Source organism: Aliidongia sp., assembly GCF_035943795.1.
In the GTDB taxonomy this organism is placed as follows: Bacteria; Pseudomonadota; Alphaproteobacteria; order ATCC43930; family CGMCC-115725; genus Aliidongia.
This window is the reverse complement of the sequence record NZ_DASZBY010000034.1, coordinates 168,806-185,212: the sequence shown is the minus strand read 5'-3', so window position 1 is coordinate 185,212 and position 16,407 is coordinate 168,806. Positions and strand designations below refer to the sequence as shown.

The 16,407-nt window shown below is 67.5% G+C and carries 19 protein-coding genes; 16 read left to right on the top strand and 3 right to left on the bottom strand.

Annotation, left to right across the window (positions count from 1 at the left end):
* Nucleotides 1-5: 5 nt before the first annotated feature.
* Entirely contained in the window at nt 6-644 is a 639-nt protein-coding gene (locus tag VGV37_RS05495) for a glutathione S-transferase family protein (RefSeq protein ID WP_326878621.1), read from the bottom strand.
* A gap of 2 nt (nt 645-646) precedes the next feature.
* A complete protein-coding gene (gene ddpX / locus VGV37_RS05490) occupies nt 647-1,207 on the bottom strand; it encodes a D-alanyl-D-alanine dipeptidase (protein ID WP_326878620.1) in 561 nt (186 codons plus the stop codon).
* Nucleotides 1,208-1,263: 56 nt separating this feature from the next.
* On the opposite strand from ddpX, the gene tsaB reads away from it, so the two are divergent.
* The 13 genes from tsaB (at nt 1,264) to trmB (ending at nt 12,734) form a co-directional block, all read left to right on the top strand.
* Complete coding sequence (gene tsaB, locus VGV37_RS05485) at nt 1,264-1,941, top strand: tRNA (adenosine(37)-N6)-threonylcarbamoyltransferase complex dimerization subunit type 1 TsaB (protein ID WP_326878619.1); 678 nt, start codon at nt 1,264-1,266, stop codon at nt 1,939-1,941.
* Nucleotides 1,938-2,426 (top strand): GNAT family N-acetyltransferase, encoded by a 489-nt coding sequence (locus VGV37_RS05480; RefSeq protein ID WP_326878618.1) that lies wholly within the window; start codon nt 1,938-1,940, stop codon nt 2,424-2,426. Before tsaB ends, VGV37_RS05480 begins: the two co-directional genes overlap by 4 nt.
* A 334-nt stretch (nt 2,427-2,760) precedes the next feature.
* The gene (locus VGV37_RS05475) at nt 2,761-3,177 is read left to right on the top strand and encodes a MucR family transcriptional regulator (protein ID WP_326878617.1); all 417 of its coding nucleotides are present in this window, start codon (nt 2,761-2,763) and stop codon (nt 3,175-3,177) included.
* Nucleotides 3,178-3,366: 189 nt separating this feature from the next.
* Nucleotides 3,367-3,795, top strand: a complete 429-nt coding sequence (locus VGV37_RS05470; protein WP_326878616.1) for a Fur family transcriptional regulator — start codon at nt 3,367-3,369, stop codon at nt 3,793-3,795.
* A gap of 24 nt (nt 3,796-3,819) precedes the next feature.
* Nucleotides 3,820-4,653, top strand: coding sequence for a lysophospholipid acyltransferase family protein (locus VGV37_RS05465; RefSeq protein WP_326878615.1), 834 nt, complete (start codon nt 3,820-3,822; stop codon nt 4,651-4,653).
* 47 nt (nt 4,654-4,700) lie between these two features.
* Nucleotides 4,701-6,077 (top strand): tRNA (N6-isopentenyl adenosine(37)-C2)-methylthiotransferase MiaB, encoded by a 1,377-nt coding sequence (miaB, locus tag VGV37_RS05460; RefSeq protein WP_326878614.1) that lies wholly within the window; start codon nt 4,701-4,703, stop codon nt 6,075-6,077.
* Nucleotides 6,074-7,126, top strand: a complete 1,053-nt coding sequence (locus VGV37_RS05455) for a PhoH family protein (protein ID WP_326878613.1) — start codon at nt 6,074-6,076, stop codon at nt 7,124-7,126. Before miaB ends, VGV37_RS05455 begins: the two co-directional genes overlap by 4 nt.
* Nucleotides 7,123-7,647, top strand: coding sequence for an rRNA maturation RNase YbeY (gene ybeY, locus VGV37_RS05450; RefSeq protein WP_326878612.1), 525 nt, complete (start codon nt 7,123-7,125; stop codon nt 7,645-7,647). Before VGV37_RS05455 ends, ybeY begins: the two co-directional genes overlap by 4 nt.
* On the top strand, nt 7,640-8,509 hold the full coding sequence (locus VGV37_RS05445; protein WP_326878611.1) for a hemolysin family protein: 870 nt from the start codon (nt 7,640-7,642) through the stop codon (nt 8,507-8,509). Before ybeY ends, VGV37_RS05445 begins: the two co-directional genes overlap by 8 nt.
* The gene (lnt, locus tag VGV37_RS05440) at nt 8,499-10,094 is read left to right on the top strand and encodes an apolipoprotein N-acyltransferase (RefSeq protein ID WP_326878610.1); all 1,596 of its coding nucleotides are present in this window, start codon (nt 8,499-8,501) and stop codon (nt 10,092-10,094) included. Before VGV37_RS05445 ends, lnt begins: the two co-directional genes overlap by 11 nt.
* A gap of 100 nt (nt 10,095-10,194) precedes the next feature.
* Nucleotides 10,195-10,692, top strand: coding sequence for a helix-turn-helix transcriptional regulator (locus VGV37_RS05435; RefSeq protein WP_326878609.1), 498 nt, complete (start codon nt 10,195-10,197; stop codon nt 10,690-10,692).
* A 158-nt stretch (nt 10,693-10,850) separates the two neighbouring features.
* Nucleotides 10,851-12,023 carry a methionine adenosyltransferase gene (gene metK / locus VGV37_RS05430; protein ID WP_326878681.1) on the top strand — a complete coding sequence of 391 codons (1,173 nt, stop codon included), beginning with the start codon at nt 10,851-10,853 and terminating at the stop codon, nt 12,021-12,023.
* A complete protein-coding gene (gene trmB, locus VGV37_RS05425; RefSeq protein ID WP_326878608.1) occupies nt 12,024-12,734 on the top strand; it encodes a tRNA (guanosine(46)-N7)-methyltransferase TrmB in 711 nt (236 codons plus the stop codon).
* 109 nt (nt 12,735-12,843) lie between these two features.
* On the opposite strand, the gene VGV37_RS05420 is transcribed toward trmB, so the two are convergent.
* Entirely contained in the window at nt 12,844-13,239 is a 396-nt protein-coding gene (locus tag VGV37_RS05420) for an NUDIX domain-containing protein (RefSeq protein WP_326878607.1), read from the bottom strand.
* Nucleotides 13,240-13,486: 247 nt separating this feature from the next.
* Between VGV37_RS05420 and rimP the strand changes: the two genes are divergently transcribed.
* Genes rimP through VGV37_RS05405 form a run of 3 tightly spaced genes read left to right on the top strand, consistent with a single transcriptional unit; the run spans nt 13,487 to nt 16,275 of the window.
* A complete protein-coding gene (gene rimP / locus VGV37_RS05415; RefSeq protein ID WP_326878606.1) occupies nt 13,487-14,014 on the top strand; it encodes a ribosome maturation factor RimP in 528 nt (175 codons plus the stop codon).
* 58 nt (nt 14,015-14,072) lie between these two features.
* Entirely contained in the window at nt 14,073-15,602 is a 1,530-nt protein-coding gene (nusA, locus tag VGV37_RS05410) for a transcription termination factor NusA (RefSeq protein WP_326878605.1), read from the top strand.
* Nucleotides 15,603-15,609: 7 nt separating this feature from the next.
* Entirely contained in the window at nt 15,610-16,275 is a 666-nt protein-coding gene (locus VGV37_RS05405) for an RNA-binding protein (RefSeq protein ID WP_326878604.1), read from the top strand.
* Nucleotides 16,276-16,407: the final 132 nt, after the last annotated feature.

Below are 16,407 nucleotides of genomic sequence, written 5' to 3'. Positions count from 1 at the left end.
ATCCGTCAGGGTACGAACTCGGTGGCGAGCATGCCGGGACGAGCGGCCATGCGCCCCCACCAGACCTGGAGGCGCGGAGCGCGCTCGATCAGCGCGCGGCCTTCCGGCGCCCTGACGCAATAGGCGATCATCGGCGCGGCGTGAAGATCGGCCAGGCTGAGGTCCGACCCGGCCAGCCAGGGCCCGTCGCCCATCAGATCGACCAAGGCATCGAGGCAGCGGCGCGCCTGCGGCAAGGCTGCCGCGATCCGCGCTTCATCGGCGGGCCGCCCCTTCGCCGGCCCGGACACGCGCTCGACATAGATGTCCCAGACCAGGGTGCGGTAGGCGTAATTGTCCAGGATGCTGATGATCTGGTTGACCCGTGCGCGATCGCGCGCGCCTTCCGGCTGCAGCCTCGGCCCGGGAAAGGCCTCGTCGACGTAGCGGGTGATCGCGCCGGTCTCGAACAGGCGGAACCCCTCATGTTCGAACGCGGGAATGCGCCCGAACGGCTGGCGCTGCAGATAGTCGGCCGGCAGCCCGTCCGCAGCGAAGACATCGACCGGCACCAGATCGTGGGCAACGCCTTTCTCTTCGAGCGTCAGCCGCGCGATGCGTACATAGACGCTATAGGCCGCGCCGAACAGCAAGGGACGCGCCATCGTCAAGCCCCCCTCATCATCCCCTGCGGCAGTACGGTGTCGCTCAGCACCGGATAGCGCGCACGCGCATCGAACAGCTGATAATGCCACCATTCGTTCCGATAGAAATCCCAGCCGGCCGTCGTCATCAGGCCCATCAGCAACAGCCGGTTGCGCTGAGCCTCGGCCGGGATTTCGGTATTGCCGTGATGCGACAGCGGCGTGAACGCGTCGAAGCTGGTGCCCATGTCGAGTTCGCTCCCCTGCCGGTCGACCAAGTTGAGATCGACGGCGGCGCCACGCGAATGGGGCGAGCCGCGGCGCGGATCGGCGATGAACTGCGGATCGGGCCGGAAATTCCACAATTTCCATTGCGCTTCCGACGGCCGGAACGCATCGAAGATCTTGAGGCGCAATCCTTGCCGGCCGGCGAGGTCGATCGCGCGCTCCAGGCATACCCGCGCATCCGGGTGCAAATAGCATGCGGAACGCGTATAGACCGGCGCGCCTGTGAAATTGTTCGTGGTGGCGTAGGCGATGTCGAGGAGGACGTCGTGGGTGGCTTCGGTGATTTCGACCAGCATGTTCCGATGACCGTTCGGCAGGGTTTGGAACCTTCAGTTAGCACGGGGCCCGCCCGGTGAGCGAGCGCCTGACCCGCGTGCTCGCGTTCGATTGCTCCGGCGCCAGCTGCTCGGCGGCCATGCTGATCGACGGCAGCGTCGTGGCCGAACGCTTCGCCGCCATGGAACGCGGCCAGGCCGAGGCGCTGCTGCCGATGATCCGCACGATCATGGCCGAGGCGCGCGTGGATTGGATCGAGCTCGACGCCATCGCGACCACGGTCGGCCCCGGCTCCTTCACCGGCGTGCGCCTTGGCCTGTCGGCCGCCCGCGGGCTGGCGCTCGCCGCAGGCAAGCCGCTCGCGGCCCTCACCTCCTTCGAGGCCATCGCGGCCGGGCTGGAGCCCGCAGACCGTCCGGTCGCGATCGTGATCGACAGCCGGCGCGGACCGGTGTTCGCCCAGCGGTTCGACGGGACACTCCGACCGACCGGCGAGCCGGCCCAGCTCGACCCCGATTCGCTGGCCGATTGGCTCGGCGCCGGCGCCTGGCATATCGCCGGCGACGGCGTCCCCAATCTTGCCGGCCAGGCCTTCGCGCCCGGCATCGAGCTCGATGCCGCCCCCCGGCGCATCCGCGCGGCCGACATGGCCCGCCTCGTCGCCGACCTCGGAAGCCGAAGCATCGATCGGCTGCAGGCCCACCCGCTCTACCTGCGGGCGCCCGACGTGACCCAACTGAAGCCGAAGCCGTGAGCAAGCCCGCCCGCCCGCCCGAGATCGCGATCGTCACGATCGGCGCCGCGGAACTGCGCGTCGCGGCACTGATCCATCAGGAAGCGTTCGGTTTCGACGCCTGGGACGAGCGGGCGATCGCAGATCTGCTCGCCATGCCCGGCGCGATCGGGCGCATGGCAATCGACCGGGCGGTGAACCCGCCGGAGCCGCTGGGATTCGCTCTGCTGCTGTTCGTCGCCGAGGATGCCGAGCTGTTGACCGTCGGCGTGCGCCCGGCGGCTCGGCGGCGGCGGGTGGCCATGCGGCTGATGGCGGATTTCTTCGAGGTCGGCCGCCGCCGCGGGGCGACGAACGCCTTTCTGGAAGTCGCGGCCGACAATATTCCCGGGCAGCGCCTCTATGCCCGACTCGGATTCCTCGTCGAAGGCACGCGGCGCGACTACTACAAGAGACCAGGAAACAAGCGGGTGGCCGCCCATCTGTTGCGGCGCCCAATAATCTAGGCAGCAATCTAAGCAGCCGGACGGCCCTGGTGGCGCCGGTCGAAGGACGCGCCGGCACAGCATTCGACCGCTGCTGGGGCTCGATGGCCGGAAGCGATTTGCCAAAGGTCTGCGTCGGCCGAATCGGCCGCAACATCTTTCGCATCTGCAAAAAGCCAGCTTTCCGTCGCTGGACTATACCAATTGCGCGCCTCATTGCCGCTGCGTGACAAATTTTCTATCCGCGGCGCCTTTGCAGATGGCGCGGCAAATTGGAAAAACACTTAAGAGTTATTGCTTTGCGTCAACGGCCAACCTATCTTGCCCCGCGCGAATTACCTTGGGGCAAGAAAGCATGACTGAAGAAGCCGAGGGCGTGGATTTGCTGGGTCTTACGACAGAGATCGTGGCGGCTCACGTTTCCAACAATCAGGTGTCCGTGGACGAGCTGCCGGTCCTGATCAGCCAGGTCTACCGCTCGCTGACGTCGATGGGCACCGTCCCGGAGCCGGTTCAGGAAAAGCCGCAGCCTGCCGTTTCCGTGAAGAAGTCGATCCATCCCGACTACATCGTCTGCCTGGAGGACGGCAAGAAGCTGAAGATGCTGAAGCGGCATCTGAAGACCTCCTACAACATGACGCCGGAAGACTACCGGGAGCGCTGGGGCCTGCCGCCGGACTATCCGATGGTGGCGCCGAACTACGCCCTGCAGCGCAGCAAGCTCGCCAAGGAAATCGGCCTGGGCACCCGCGCCCGTCGCGCCGACGAATAGACCAATACCGGCCTCGTTCGGGGGTGCCGCGGCCTGTCGGGCGATCGATCGCCCGGGGTTGCGGCACCCCCGCCGCATTTCACCGGCATCCAGGCCCGCGCATTTGCGCCATCCTCGATTGGCCGTAGGCTGCCGGCCCGGGTTTCGATATAGTTCGGCGGCTTCGACGCGTTAATGGCGGATGTGGGAATGGTTTCGCGCCTAGAGCAGGTCTGTATCGACAAGGGGCTGAAGATGACCGACCAGCGTCGGGTCATCGCGCGCGTCCTATCGGAAGCCGACGATCACCCGGACGTCGAGGCTGTATATCGCCGCGCGACCGTGGTCGATCCCAAGATCTCGATCGCGACGGTGTACCGGACGGTGCGCCTGTTCGAAGAGGCGAACATCCTGGAACGCCATGATTTCGGCGACGGTCGGGCGCGCTACGAGGAGCGGCCGGCGGACCATCACGATCATCTGATCGACGTCCAGTCGGGCCGTGTCATCGAATTCCAGAACGCGGTTATCGAGGAGCTGCAGCATCGGGTCGCGCAGGAGCTCGGATACAAGCTGGTCGGCCATCGGCTGGAGCTCTATGCCGTGCCGATCAACGGCACCGACCGCAAGCCCGGCTGAGCCGCCGATGGGCTCGCTCGACGCGTGACCAAGCTCGCGACCAACGGCCTGAGCCTCGCCCGGCTCACGGGCTATCTGCTGGTGACGGCCACCACGCTCCCGCTCCAGGCCTTGTCGCTCGCCTTCGGCTGGCGCGGCGTCAGCCGGCACCTGCCGCGGCTGTATCATCGCCTGGTCTGCCGGGTGCTGGGCCTGCGCGTCACGGTGCGCGGACGGCTTTCGACCGCGCGGCCGACGCTGTTCGTGTCCAATCATGCGTCCTACATCGACATCGAGGTGCTGGGCGCGCTCATCACCGGCTCGTTCGTCGCCAAGAGCGAGGTCAAGAGCTGGCCCGTGTTCGGCATCCTGGCGCAGTTGCAGCGCACCGTGTTCGTCGAGCGCCGGGTGCGCAGCTCGACCGCGCAGCAGCGCGACAGCCTGACCGGCCGGTTGCAGGCCGGCGACAACCTGATCCTGTTTCCCGAAGGCACCAGCAACGACGGCAACCGGCTAAGACCGTTCAAGAGCGCGCTGTTCAGCGCCGCCGAGATCCAGGTCGACGGCCATGCGCTGGCGGTACAGCCGGTAACCGTCGCTTATGTCAGCTTGAACGGCACGCCGATCGGGCGCCATATGCGCCCTTATTTCGCCTGGTACGGCGACATGGCGCTCGCCGACCATCTCTGGCATCTGGCGGGCCTGGGCCTGACGGAGATCATGGTCGAGTTCCATGAGCCCGTGACGGTCGAGGCGCTGGGTTCGCGCAAGCGACTGGCCGAACATTGCGAGAAGGTGATTGCCGACGCGCTGGCCCGCGCCAACAGCGGCCGGGGCATCGAGCCCGTCCCTACCCAGACTGCCGCCGTCGCGGCCTGACGGCACCCGTTGGACAGACCGATGATTTGCCAGGACCCGAGGTCGCTTTGACCAAGAAGCTCTATATCAAGACCTATGGCTGCCAGATGAACGTCTACGATTCGGCACGCATGGCCGACGTCCTGGCGCCGCTCGGCTTCAGCCCGTCCGATACGCCCGACGGCGCCGACATGGTCATCCTCAACACCTGCCACATCCGCGAGAAGGCGGAGGAGAAGGTGTTTTCCGAACTGGGCCGCCTCAGGCCGCTGAAATCGGCGAAGACCGATGGCGACATGATCATCGCCGTCGCCGGTTGCGTCGCCCAGGCCGAGGGCGCGGAGATCATGCGCCGCGCACCCTATGTCGACATCGTGCTGGGTCCGCAGACCTATCACCGCCTGCCCGAGATGGTCGCCCGCGCCGCCCGCACCGCGCCCGGTCCCGACGGCAAGGGCCGCGGCATCCTGGACACGGATTTCCCGGCCGAGGCGAAGTTCGATTTCCTTCCGACCGAGAGCGTGGCGCCCGGCGTGTCGGCGTTCCTGTCGATCCAGGAAGGCTGCGACAAGTTCTGCACCTTCTGCGTCGTGCCTTACACGCGCGGTGCGGAATATTCGCGACCGGCAGCGGCCGTGATGGTCGAGGCGCGCCGGCTGGTCGCCGCGGGTGCGCGCGAGCTCAACCTGCTGGGCCAGAACGTCAATGCCTACCATGGCGAGGCGCCGGACGGCGGCACCTGGGGCCTGGCGCAGCTGGCCTATGCACTGGCGGAGATCCCCGGGCTGGAGCGCATCCGCTACACGACCTCACACCCGCGCGACGTCGACGACGCGCTGATCCAGGCCCATGGCGACCTGGCCCAACTGGTGCCGTTCCTGCACCTGCCGGTCCAGTCGGGCAGCGACCGGATCCTGGAGGCGATGAACCGCAAGCATACCGCCGCCCATTATCTGACCCTGATCGACCGCTTCCGCGCGGCCCGATCCGACATCGTGTTCTCGTCCGACTTCATCGTCGGCTTCCCCGGCGAGCGCGATGAGGATTTCCGGGCAACCATGGATCTCGTGGAGGAGGTCGGGTTCGTCCAGGCCTTCTCGTTCCGCTATTCGCCACGTCCCGGCACGCCGGCGGCCAATATCGAGGACAAGGTGCCGGACAACCTCGCGCAGGCGCGCCTGCTGGAGCTGCAGGACGTGCTGGAGCGCCGGCAGCGCGCGTTCTTCGCCGGCATGATCGGCCGGACCCTGCCCGTGCTGTTCGAGAAGCCCGGCCGCCACGAAGGCCAGCTGATCGGCCGCAGCCCGTACCTGCAGGGCGTTCACGCGCTGGCCGACCCGCGCCTGATCGGCACGATCCAGCCGGTCCATATCACCGACGCCACCCTGCAGAGCCTGGGCGGAGACCTGGTGCTGGTCGGCGACGAAACGGCGAACGCAGCATGAGCCCCGCCCCCGACCTGCCGGAGCAGCCATCCGTGCAGATGGCGTTCGACGACAATTCCCTGCTGGCCCACCTGGTCGGCGAGCATGACCAGCATCTCGACCGGATCGAGCGGCGCCTGGGCGTCCGCCTGACCGCGCGCGGCAACGTCATGACCATCGATGGCCCGGCCTCCGCGGTCGAGCAGGCGCGCATCGTGCTGACGACGCTCTATGACCGGCTGAGGCGCGGGGTCGAGCTCGACCAGGCAGAGGTCGACGCCGTGCTGCGCATCGTGCCGGCCCGCGCGACCGAGCCGCGCCGGCCCGACGCGGCGCCCCTGCCGCCGCCCGAGCCGGAATTGGCGATCCGCACCCGCAAGCGCCAGATCACCGCGCGCTCTGTCACACAGCGCTCCTATATCCAGGCCCTGCGCCAGAACGACCTGGTGTTCGGGCTCGGCCCCGCCGGCACCGGCAAGACCTATCTGGCGGTCGCCGCCGCCGTCGACATGCTGATGACTGGCCAGGTCCAGCGCATCATCCTGTCGCGCCCCGCGGTCGAGGCGGGCGAGCGCCTGGGTTTCCTGCCGGGCGACCTCAAGGACAAGGTCGATCCGTACCTGCGCCCGCTCTATGACGCGTTGCACGACATGCTGCCGGCCGACCAGATCCTGAAGCGGCTGGGCAACGGCGACATCGAAGTGGCACCGCTCGCCTTCATGCGCGGCCGGACCTTGGCCCATGCCTTCGTCATCCTGGACGAGGCGCAGAACACAACCGCCGTGCAGATGAAGATGTTCCTGACCCGGCTGGGCGAAGGCTCGCGGATGGCGGTGACCGGGGATCTCACCCAGGTCGACCTGCCGCGCGGCACCCAATCGGGCCTGAAGGACGCGCTGGACACGCTCGAAGGGGTCGAGGGTGTGGCGACCGTCCGCTTCGGCGAGGACGACGTCGTGCGCCATCCGATGGTCCAGCGCATCGTCCATGCCTACAACGCCCGCGACCGCCAACGCACGGCAGCCCGCGATGCGGAGAACCCCGTCGTGGAGCCTGGCCCGGTCCCATGAGCGACGTTCCCATCCTCGTCTCGGTCGAGGCGGAGAGCTGGCATCGCGCGCTGCCCGACACCGAGGTCTGGATCGCCGCCCTGGCCCGACGGACGCTCGAGGCCGCCTGCCCGGGCATCGGCCCGGCCGGCATCAGCATCCTCCTGACCGACGATGCTGCCGTGCACGAGTTGAACCGTACGTGGCGCGGCAAGGACAATCCGACCAACGTGCTGTCGTTTCCGGCAACGGAAACCGCCGAGGGCATGGTGCCGGAACCGGAGTTCGTCGGCGTGCCGCTCGAATTGGGCGACATTGCCCTTGCGTATGAAACCTGCGAGCGCGAGTCTGGCGGGCAGGGCAAGCGGTTCGCCGACCATGTCGCCCATCTCGTGCTGCATGGCGTGCTGCATCTTCTGGGGTACGATCATCTGGACGAGGATGAGGCCCAGCGGATGGAAGCGCTCGAGATCCGCATCCTGGCCGGGCTCGGCATCGCCGATCCCTACGTGACAGAGCTGGCAGGCGCGATCGATGACTGACGCCTCCTATCCGAAGGCCCGTGACGGCGAGCAGCCGACGCTGTGGGATCGCTTCAAGCGATGGACCAGCGGGGCGGCCGCCGAGAACGACGACCCCGATGCCGAGGGCACCGCGGCCTTCGACAGCCACGAGCGCGCGCTCATCGAAAACGTGCTGAAGCTGCGCGATCTGGCGGCCTGGGACGTGATGGTGCCGCGCGTCGACATCGTGGCGGTCGATCTGGCCACGCCGTTCGCCGACGTCGTGAAGCTGCTGATCGACGAGGGCCATTCGCGCCTGCCGGTCTATGAGGGCGATCTCGACCATGTGGTCGGCATGATCCACGTCAAGGACGTGCTGGGCTACGTCGCCGCCGGCAAGACCGCGCCATTGCCGCGTCTGCTGCGCAAGGCGTTGTTCGTGGCGCCCTCCTCGCGCGTCCTCGACCTGCTGTCGCAGATGCGCCAGCAGCGCGTCCATATGGCATTCGTGGTCGACGAATTCGGCGGCATCGACGGCTTGATCACGATCGAGGACCTGGTCGAGGAGATCGTCGGCGACATCGAGGACGAGCATGACGAGACCGAGCCGGCGCATATCCTGGAGCGGGCCGACGGCAGCCTGATCGTCGATGCGCGCACGCCGATCGAGGAATTGGAGACGGCGCTCGACATCCGCCTGCTGCTGGTCAATGCCGAAGAGGAGGTCGATACCGTCGGCGGCCTGATCTTCATGCTGGCCGGCCACGTGCCGTTGCGCGGCGAGCGGATCGAGCATCCGTCGGGCATCGTGTTCGAGGTGTTGGACGCTGACCAGCGTCGCCTGCGCCGCCTGCGTGTCCGGCGTGCGCCTAAGATCGAACCGGCCGGCGATGATATCTGAGGAAGCACAGGTTCGCGCCGGCGGCGATTTCGGCGCCGCCTTGCCGCGTCTCGCCCGCCGGATTGGGCAGGCCACGGGCTGGCGCCGCGCCGGCATTGCCATCCTGCTGGGCGTGCTGGCCGCGGCAAGCATGCCGCCGTTCAACCTGGTGCCGCTGCTGTTCCTGGCCTTCCCCGGCCTGGTCTGGCTGGCCGACGGCCGCCCCGGCTGGCGCGGCGCCTTCGCCGACGGGTTCCTGTGGGGCCTGGGATTCTACGTCCCTAGCCTCTACTGGACGGCGGAGGCGATGTTCGTCGATATCGCGCAGTTCTGGTGGATGGTGCCGATCGCGCTCTTGGGCCTGCCCGCTCTGCTATCGCTGTTCAACGGCGCTGCCCTCGCTCTCGCCCGGCGCTTCTTCTGGCGCCCCGGCGTCGGGCGCATCCTGGCGCTCGCCGCCGCATGGGGCCTGTTCGAGTGGCTGCGCGGCCATATCCTGACCGGATTTCCCTGGGTGCTCATCGGCTATGCCTGGTCGGGCGACGCATTGCCGCTGCTGGCCGGGCTGCAGTCCGTCTCGCTGATCGGCATCTATGGCGTCAGCCTGCTGACCGTGCTGGTCGCGGCTCTGCCGGCCCGCCTGGGCGACGCCGGCCGGCCGGCCCTGGCCCCGCTCGTCGGCCTCGTTGGCCTCGCCGCGGCCTTGATCTGGGGCGGCCTGCGCCTGGCCGACGGCCCCGACCCGCTGGTCGCCGGCGTCACTTTGCGCCTGGTCCAGCCGGCGTTCGAACAGACCGCAGTGTCGAGCCAGGCGCTGGAGCGCGACCGGTTCTTCCGGCTGCTGGCGCTGGCCCGCAGCCCCGGCGCCGACAAGGTCACCGCCCAGATCTGGCCCGAGGGCGCCGTCGGCTTCCCGCTCAACCTGGAACCCGATGCCCGGGCCGCCATCGCGGAGGTCGTGCCCAAGGACGGCCTGGTCATCACCGGCACCCTGCGCATGCAGCAGGGCACCGGCGATGACTTCAAGGCGTGGAACAACATCTCGGCGATCGATCGGACCGGCGCCCTGGTCTCGAGCTACGACAAGTTCCACCTGGTCCCGTTCGGCGAATACGTGCCGCTGCACAAATACCTGAAGTTCAACCAGATCGTCGCCCGCCGCTTCGATTTCTCGACCGGGCCCGGCCCTGCGACGATTGCGCTCGGCGCCCTGCCGCCGGCCGGGCCGATCATCTGCTACGAAGCGATCTTTCCCCATGAGGTGATCAACGAGCAGCACCGCCCGGCCTGGATCCTGAACGTCACCAACGATGCGTGGTTCGGCACCTCGACCGGACCGCATCAGCATTTCGCCATCGCGCGCACCCGTGCGGTCGAGGAGGGCTTGCCCTTGGTCCGTGCCGCGAACACCGGCATTTCAGGTGTGGTCGACGCCCATGGCCGCGTGCTGGCCAGCCTCGGACTCGGCCGATCGGGCGTACTCGACGTGCCGCTGCCGGCGGGCCTGCCGACCGCCACTCTCTACGGCCGTTGGGGCGACCTCATTCTCTTTCTCCTGATTTTTGTCACAGGCGGCGCGGCCCTTGTTCTGGCGCGCAGGCGCTGATCCGAGCGAAACCGCCGAGGAACCGATTATCGATCGATGCGTTGGAAGAAGAGCGGTGCGTGCTTCCGCATTGCATTCATCAGCGTCAGGTTGTTGGTTCATGGCTCAAAATCTTTCCGGCCCGCCCCCGCGCAAAGCGCCCGTCCGCCGCCGTCCCAAGTTGGACCGGCCGAACCCGATCGACGTCCATGTCGGTGCCCGGGTCCGGCTGCGGCGCACCTTGCTCGGCCTGTCCCAGGAGCGGTTGGGCGAGGCGATCGGCCTCACCTTCCAGCAGGTTCAGAAATACGAGCGCGGCGCCAACCGCATCGGTGCCTCGCGCCTGTGGGAATTGTCCGGCGTGCTCGACGTGCCGGTGCAGTTCTTCTTCGGCGAAATGAGCCCGGACACTGTCACGGCCATGCGTCAGATCCAGCAGAGCCAGGGGCTGACGCCCCCACCGGCCGCCGCCTTCGAAGCGGAACCCATGGCACGGCGCGAGACGCTCGAACTCGTACGCGCCTATTATCGGATCGCCGACCCGTCGGTGCGCCGCCGCCTGTTCGAACTGGCCAAGGTCCTGGCGCCGGTCGAGGGTGACGACAGCTCGGACAATTGAGCATCGCGTCGGTCGAATCACCAAATCCCTTGACGGGAAGCCAACCTCTCTCGCAAGAAAGGCGGCCGCCAACATGATTGGCGACTTGGGCCGTCGTGCGCCCACCGGTCGGCAAGGGGCCGACGTCAGGGAAAGCCGTCATCGATGAGAGGTTGACCTTGGTCAAGACCGACTACGTTTTCACCAGCGAATCCGTTTCCGAAGGCCATCCGGACAAGGTTTGCGATCGGATCTCGGATTCGATCGTCGATCTGTACCTGGGCGCCGATCCCCAGGCGCGCATCGCCGTCGAGACCCTGGCCACGACCAATCGCGTCGTGCTGGCCGGCGAAGTCCGCGGCCCCGCCTCGGTCACGTCGGAACGGCTGATCGAGACCGCCCGCCAGGCGATCAAGGACATCGGCTACGAGCAGGCCGGCTTCCATTGGAAGAATGCCGAGATCCAATGCTACGTCCATGAGCAGTCGGCCGACATCGCCGTCGGCGTCGACGCCGCCGGCAACAAGGACGAAGGCGCCGGCGACCAGGGCATCATGTTCGGCTACGCCGTGCGCGAGACCGAAGAGCTGATGCCGGCGCCGATCCAGTACGCGCACACCATCCTGCATTCGATGGCAACGGCCCGTCACAAGGATGGCCAGTCCTCGCTGCTCGGCCCCGACGCCAAGAGCCAGGTCTCGCTGCAGTACCGCAACGGCAAGCCGGTCGGCGCCACCTCGATCGTGGTCTCGACCCAGCATTCCGACACGATCGACGTCGCCGAAGTGCGCGAGATCGTCCGTCCGCACGTGATGGCCGCCCTGCCGGAAGGCTGGATGTGCCCGGAGGACAAGTTCTACGTCAACCCGACCGGCCGCTTCGTCATCGGCGGTCCGGACGGCGATGCAGGCCTGACCGGCCGCAAGATCATCGTCGACACCTACGGCGGTGCCTCGCCCCATGGCGGCGGCGCCTTCTCCGGCAAGGATCCGACGAAGGTCGACCGCTCGGCCGCCTATGCCGCGCGCTACCTGGCCAAGAACGTGGTCGGTGCCGGTCTCGCCGACCGCTGCACGATCCAGCTCAGCTACGCGATCGGTGTGTCGCATCCACTGTCGGTCTATATCGACACCGCCAATACCGGCAATGTGGACGAAGAGAAGCTCTCGACCGTGCTGCAGGAGCTGGTCAACCTGACGCCGCGCGGCATCCGGACCCATCTGGGCCTGAACAAGCCGATCTATACGCGCACCTCGAGCTATGGCCATTTCGGTCGCAAGCCCGAGGCGGACGGCGGCTTCTCGTGGGAAAAGCTCGACCTGGTCGACGAGCTGAAGCGCGTTTTCGGCTAAATGGACGAAACGGACGCGACGGTCCCCCGTCGCGACCGTCTGCATGGGCGGCGACGCGGCCACAAGCTGCGCGCCAACCAGCAGCGCCTACTCGACGAGGCGCTGCCCAGCCTGAAACTCCCGCTCGACGAACTTGCGGCCAAGGGCCCGGACGGCATCTTTCCGGCGAAGCCGCGGGTCGTCTGGCTCGAGATCGGTTTCGGCGGCGGCGAGCATCTGGCGGCGCAGGCGGAGCGCAACCCCGATATCGGCCTGATCGGCTGCGAAGTGTTCGAGAACGGCATCGTCACGATGCTGGGCCACGTCACCCGCACCGGCAGCACGAACATCCGCGTCGTGACGGAGGACGCGCGGCAGGTGCTCGACATCCTGCCGCCGGCGTCGCTCGACCGCGTGTTCATCCTGTTCCCCGATCCCTGGCGCAAGGTCCGGCACCACAAGCGCCGCCTGGTCTCGACCGAGACGCTCGACCGGCTGGCCCAGTTGATGGTCGACGGCGCGGAACTGCGCCTCGGCACCGACCATGTCGATTACCTGCGCTGGATGCTTGCCCGTACGACCGCGCATCCCGACTTCGAATGGCTGGCCCGCGGCCCCGCCGACTGGCGCGAACGCCCGGAAGACTGGCCACAGACGCGCTACGAGGCGAAAGCGATCACGCAAGGACGACGGCCGGCGTTCTTGCGGTTCAAGCGGGTGGCTCGACAATAACCGCCATTTCCGACCAAATTCGTCCCCCGGAGGAATACCTCGTAGGACCGGATCGGCTGATGCACGCGGCCCCCCGGGTCAAGCCCGGGGGTGACGGGATGGGGGGACGTCAGACCAGCGACACCAGTGCCATCCTCGTCGCCGCCGTCAGCGGCACCGGCAGCGCGTCCAGCGGGAACCACCCGCAGGCGAGGTGCTTGTCCGGCTCCATCACCCGGGGCTCGCCCTCGTAGCGGTCGACCCGATAGACCGGCGCCAGCCAGTGGGTGCCGGCGGCCTGGTCGATCTGGTCGCAGACGCACAGCAGGCGCCGGGGCTCGATGACGATGCCCAGTTCCTCTCGCACCTCGCGCGCGACGGCGGCGACGACCGGCTCCAGCCATTCGACCTTGCCGCCGGGCAGGCCCCAATGCATCGCTTCGGGCGCGTGCCGGCGCCGGATCAACAGGATCCGGCCGTCGACGATGATGGCGGCGCCGCAGCCGACGCGGGGTTCTCGTTCCATCCGGCGATCCTGCCACCCCCCGGGACTGGAGGAAATCCCGAACAGGTGCGCGCGGCAGGCCCGCGCGATCGGTGCCACGAGTTTGCTTGCAGTCCCGCAACATCCGACTATTATGCGGCGCTGCTAATCCCACCGATGGTTGGTTAGCTTGATCGGTGGGCCTGCGGGCCCACTTTTCGTTTCTGCTTTCAGTTTTCGAGAGGGAGCGGCCCGGCCGCTCCCGTCGCCATACCGGAAAGGGTCGCTGTTGAGGGAAGTCGAGGTCATCGAGCGCATGATCGCACCGTCGCTGGAGAGCATGGGCTTTCGCCTGGTGCGCGTCAGTTTCGGTGGCGGCAGTCGCCCGGTTCTGCAGATCATGGCGGAACCCGCCGACGGCTCGGGCATGAACGTGGAGCATTGCGCCGACATCAGCCGCGCCGTCTCGGCCCTGCTCGACGTCGAGGACCCGATCAAGCTCGCCTATACGCTGGAAGTGACCTCGCCCGGCATCGACCGCCCGCTGATCAGCCGCGAAGATTTCAGGAAATACGCCGGCTTCGACGCGAAGTTCGAAAGCGAGCGCCTGATCGACGGCCGCAAGCGCTTCAAGGGCGTCATCGTCGGCATCGACGAGCAGGATCGCCTCACCGTGACCGACGACAAGGCCACGGTCGCCGTGCCCTTCACCGAGGTCCGCAAAGCGAAGCTGCTCTTGACCGATGCGCTGTTGAAGGCCTTCGCCCCCAAAGATCCGCTGCCGGGCGACGAGCCCGAAGAAGACCCCGCCGCCTGATACACCGTACGAGCCGGGCGGAAACGCCCTCGCTGACAGAAGTTATGTGAGACCGATCATGGAACAGTCACTCGCCGCCCGCCCCGAGCTCCTGCTGGTCGCCGACACGGTCGCGCGCGACAAAGGCATCGAGCGCGACGAGGTGCTGGAAGCGATGGAGCAGGCCATCCAGAAGGCCGGCCGCTCCAAGTACGGCCAGGAATACGACATCCGCGCCGAGATCGACCGCAAGACGGGCGAAATCAAGCTGATGCGCTTTCGCGAGGTCGCCGATCCGATCGAGAACGAAGCGACCCAGATGAGCCTAGAAGAGGCGCAGCTGCATGATCCGTCGGCCCAGGTCGGCGATTTCATCACCGATCCGCTGCCGCCGATCGATTTCGGCCGCATCGCCGCCCAGACCGCCAAGCAGGTGATCGTGCAGCGCGTGCGCGACGCCGAGCGTCAGCGTCAGTACCGCGAATTCAAGGATCGCATCGGCGAGATCGTCAACGGCCTCGTCAAGCGCGTCGAGTTCGGCAACGTCGTGGTCGACCTGGGCCGTGCCGAGGCGATGCTGCGCCGCGACGAGCTGCTGCCGCGCGAGACATTCCGCCAGGGCGAGCGCGTGCGCGCCTATATCTACGACGTGCGCCCCGAGATCCGCGGCCCGCAGATCTTCCTGTCGCGCACCCATCCCCAATTCATGGCCAAGCTGTTCGCCCAGGAAGTGCCGGAAATCTACGACGGCATCATCGAGATCCGCGCCGTGGCGCGCGATCCGGGCAGCCGCGCCAAGATCGGCGTGATCTCGAACGACAGCTCGATCGATCCGGTCGGCGCCTGCGTCGGCATGCGCGGCAGCCGCGTCCAGGCCGTCGTGGCCGAGCTGCAGGGCGAGAAGATCGACATCATTCCCTGGTCGCAGGATCCGGCGACCTTCGTCGTCAATGCGCTGGCCCCCGCCGAGGTCGCCAAGGTCGTCATGGACGAGGAGCAGCGCCGCATCGAAGTGGTGGTGCCCGACGATCAGCTGTCGCTCGCCATCGGCCGCCGCGGGCAGAACGTGCGCCTCGCCTCGCAGCTGACCGGCTGGGACATCGACATCCTGACCGAGGCCGAGGAGAGCGAGCGCCGGACCGCGGAAACGCAGTCGCGCAGCGCCTTGTTCATCGAGGCCCTGGACGTCGACGATGTCATTGCCCATCTATTGGTCAACGAAGGCTTCACCTCGGTCGAGGAAGTGGCCTACGTGCAGCTCGACGAACTCGCCGGCATCGAAGGCTTCGACGAGGATGTCGCGGGCGAACTCCAGGCTCGCGCCCTGAGCTTCCTCGAACAGCAGAACGCCCTCTTCGAGCAGCGCCGCCAGGAACTGGGCGTCGAGGATGCGCTGATCGAGCTCGACGGCCTCAGTCTCGGCATGGCCGCCAAGCTCGGCGAGAACGGCATCAAGACGCTGGACGACCTGGGCGACCTTGCCAGCGACGAGCTGATCGAATTGCTGAAGGACGTGACCAAGATGTCCGAGGAGCAGGCCAACGAGATCATCATGGCCGCCCGCGCCCATTGGTTCGCCGAGGAAGATGGCGCGGCACCGGAGGCCTGATCGGACGATGGACGAGACTGGCAGCATCCCGGACGACGCGCCGGACGGGATGCCACCGGACGAGCCGGAAAGCGGACCGCTGCGTCGGTGCATCGTCACCGGCGAGCGGCTCGCCAAGGAAACGATGGTCCGGTGCGTGGTCGGCCCCGACGCGGTGATCGTGCCGGATGTCGGGGCAGCCTTGCCGGGGCGAGGTTTGTGGTTGACCAGCCGTCGCGATATAGTGGCGACGGCGGTGAAGAAGCGGGCATTCGATCGGGCGGCACGCCGCTCGGTCACGATACCCGCGGATCTCGCCGATCGGATCGAACTGCTGCTGGTCCGGCGCTGCCGCGAGGCGGTCGGGCTCGCCCGACGGTCGGGCAAGGCGGTTGCGGGGTTCGAGAAGGTCGGTCAAGCCATCCGCAAGGGCGGCGTCGGTCTGCTGGTCGCAGCCTCCGACGGTGCCGACGGCGGACGGCACAAGGTCGCTGCGATGGCTCCCGGGCTGCCGGTGATGGATCAGCTGAATGCCGCCGAATTGGGCGCCGCATTCGGCCGTGAACACGTGGTGCACGGAGCGATCGGCGCAGGGGCGCTGGCGGCGCGGTTGCGGGTCGACGCGGCTCGTCTGGCCGGGTTCCGCGCACCGAATGGTCCGGCGCCGACGGACGAAGGACCACACCGCGCCTGACTCGGCGCGGATGATGGAGTATAGCTCCGCGCACGGACGCCATCAGGCGGCCGGGCAAGGGGCTGATGTCGCCTGGTATCGGAGCTTCCGGGCCGGTCGGCTGTTTCCCCGCGATCGGGCTTCTCCCCCTCG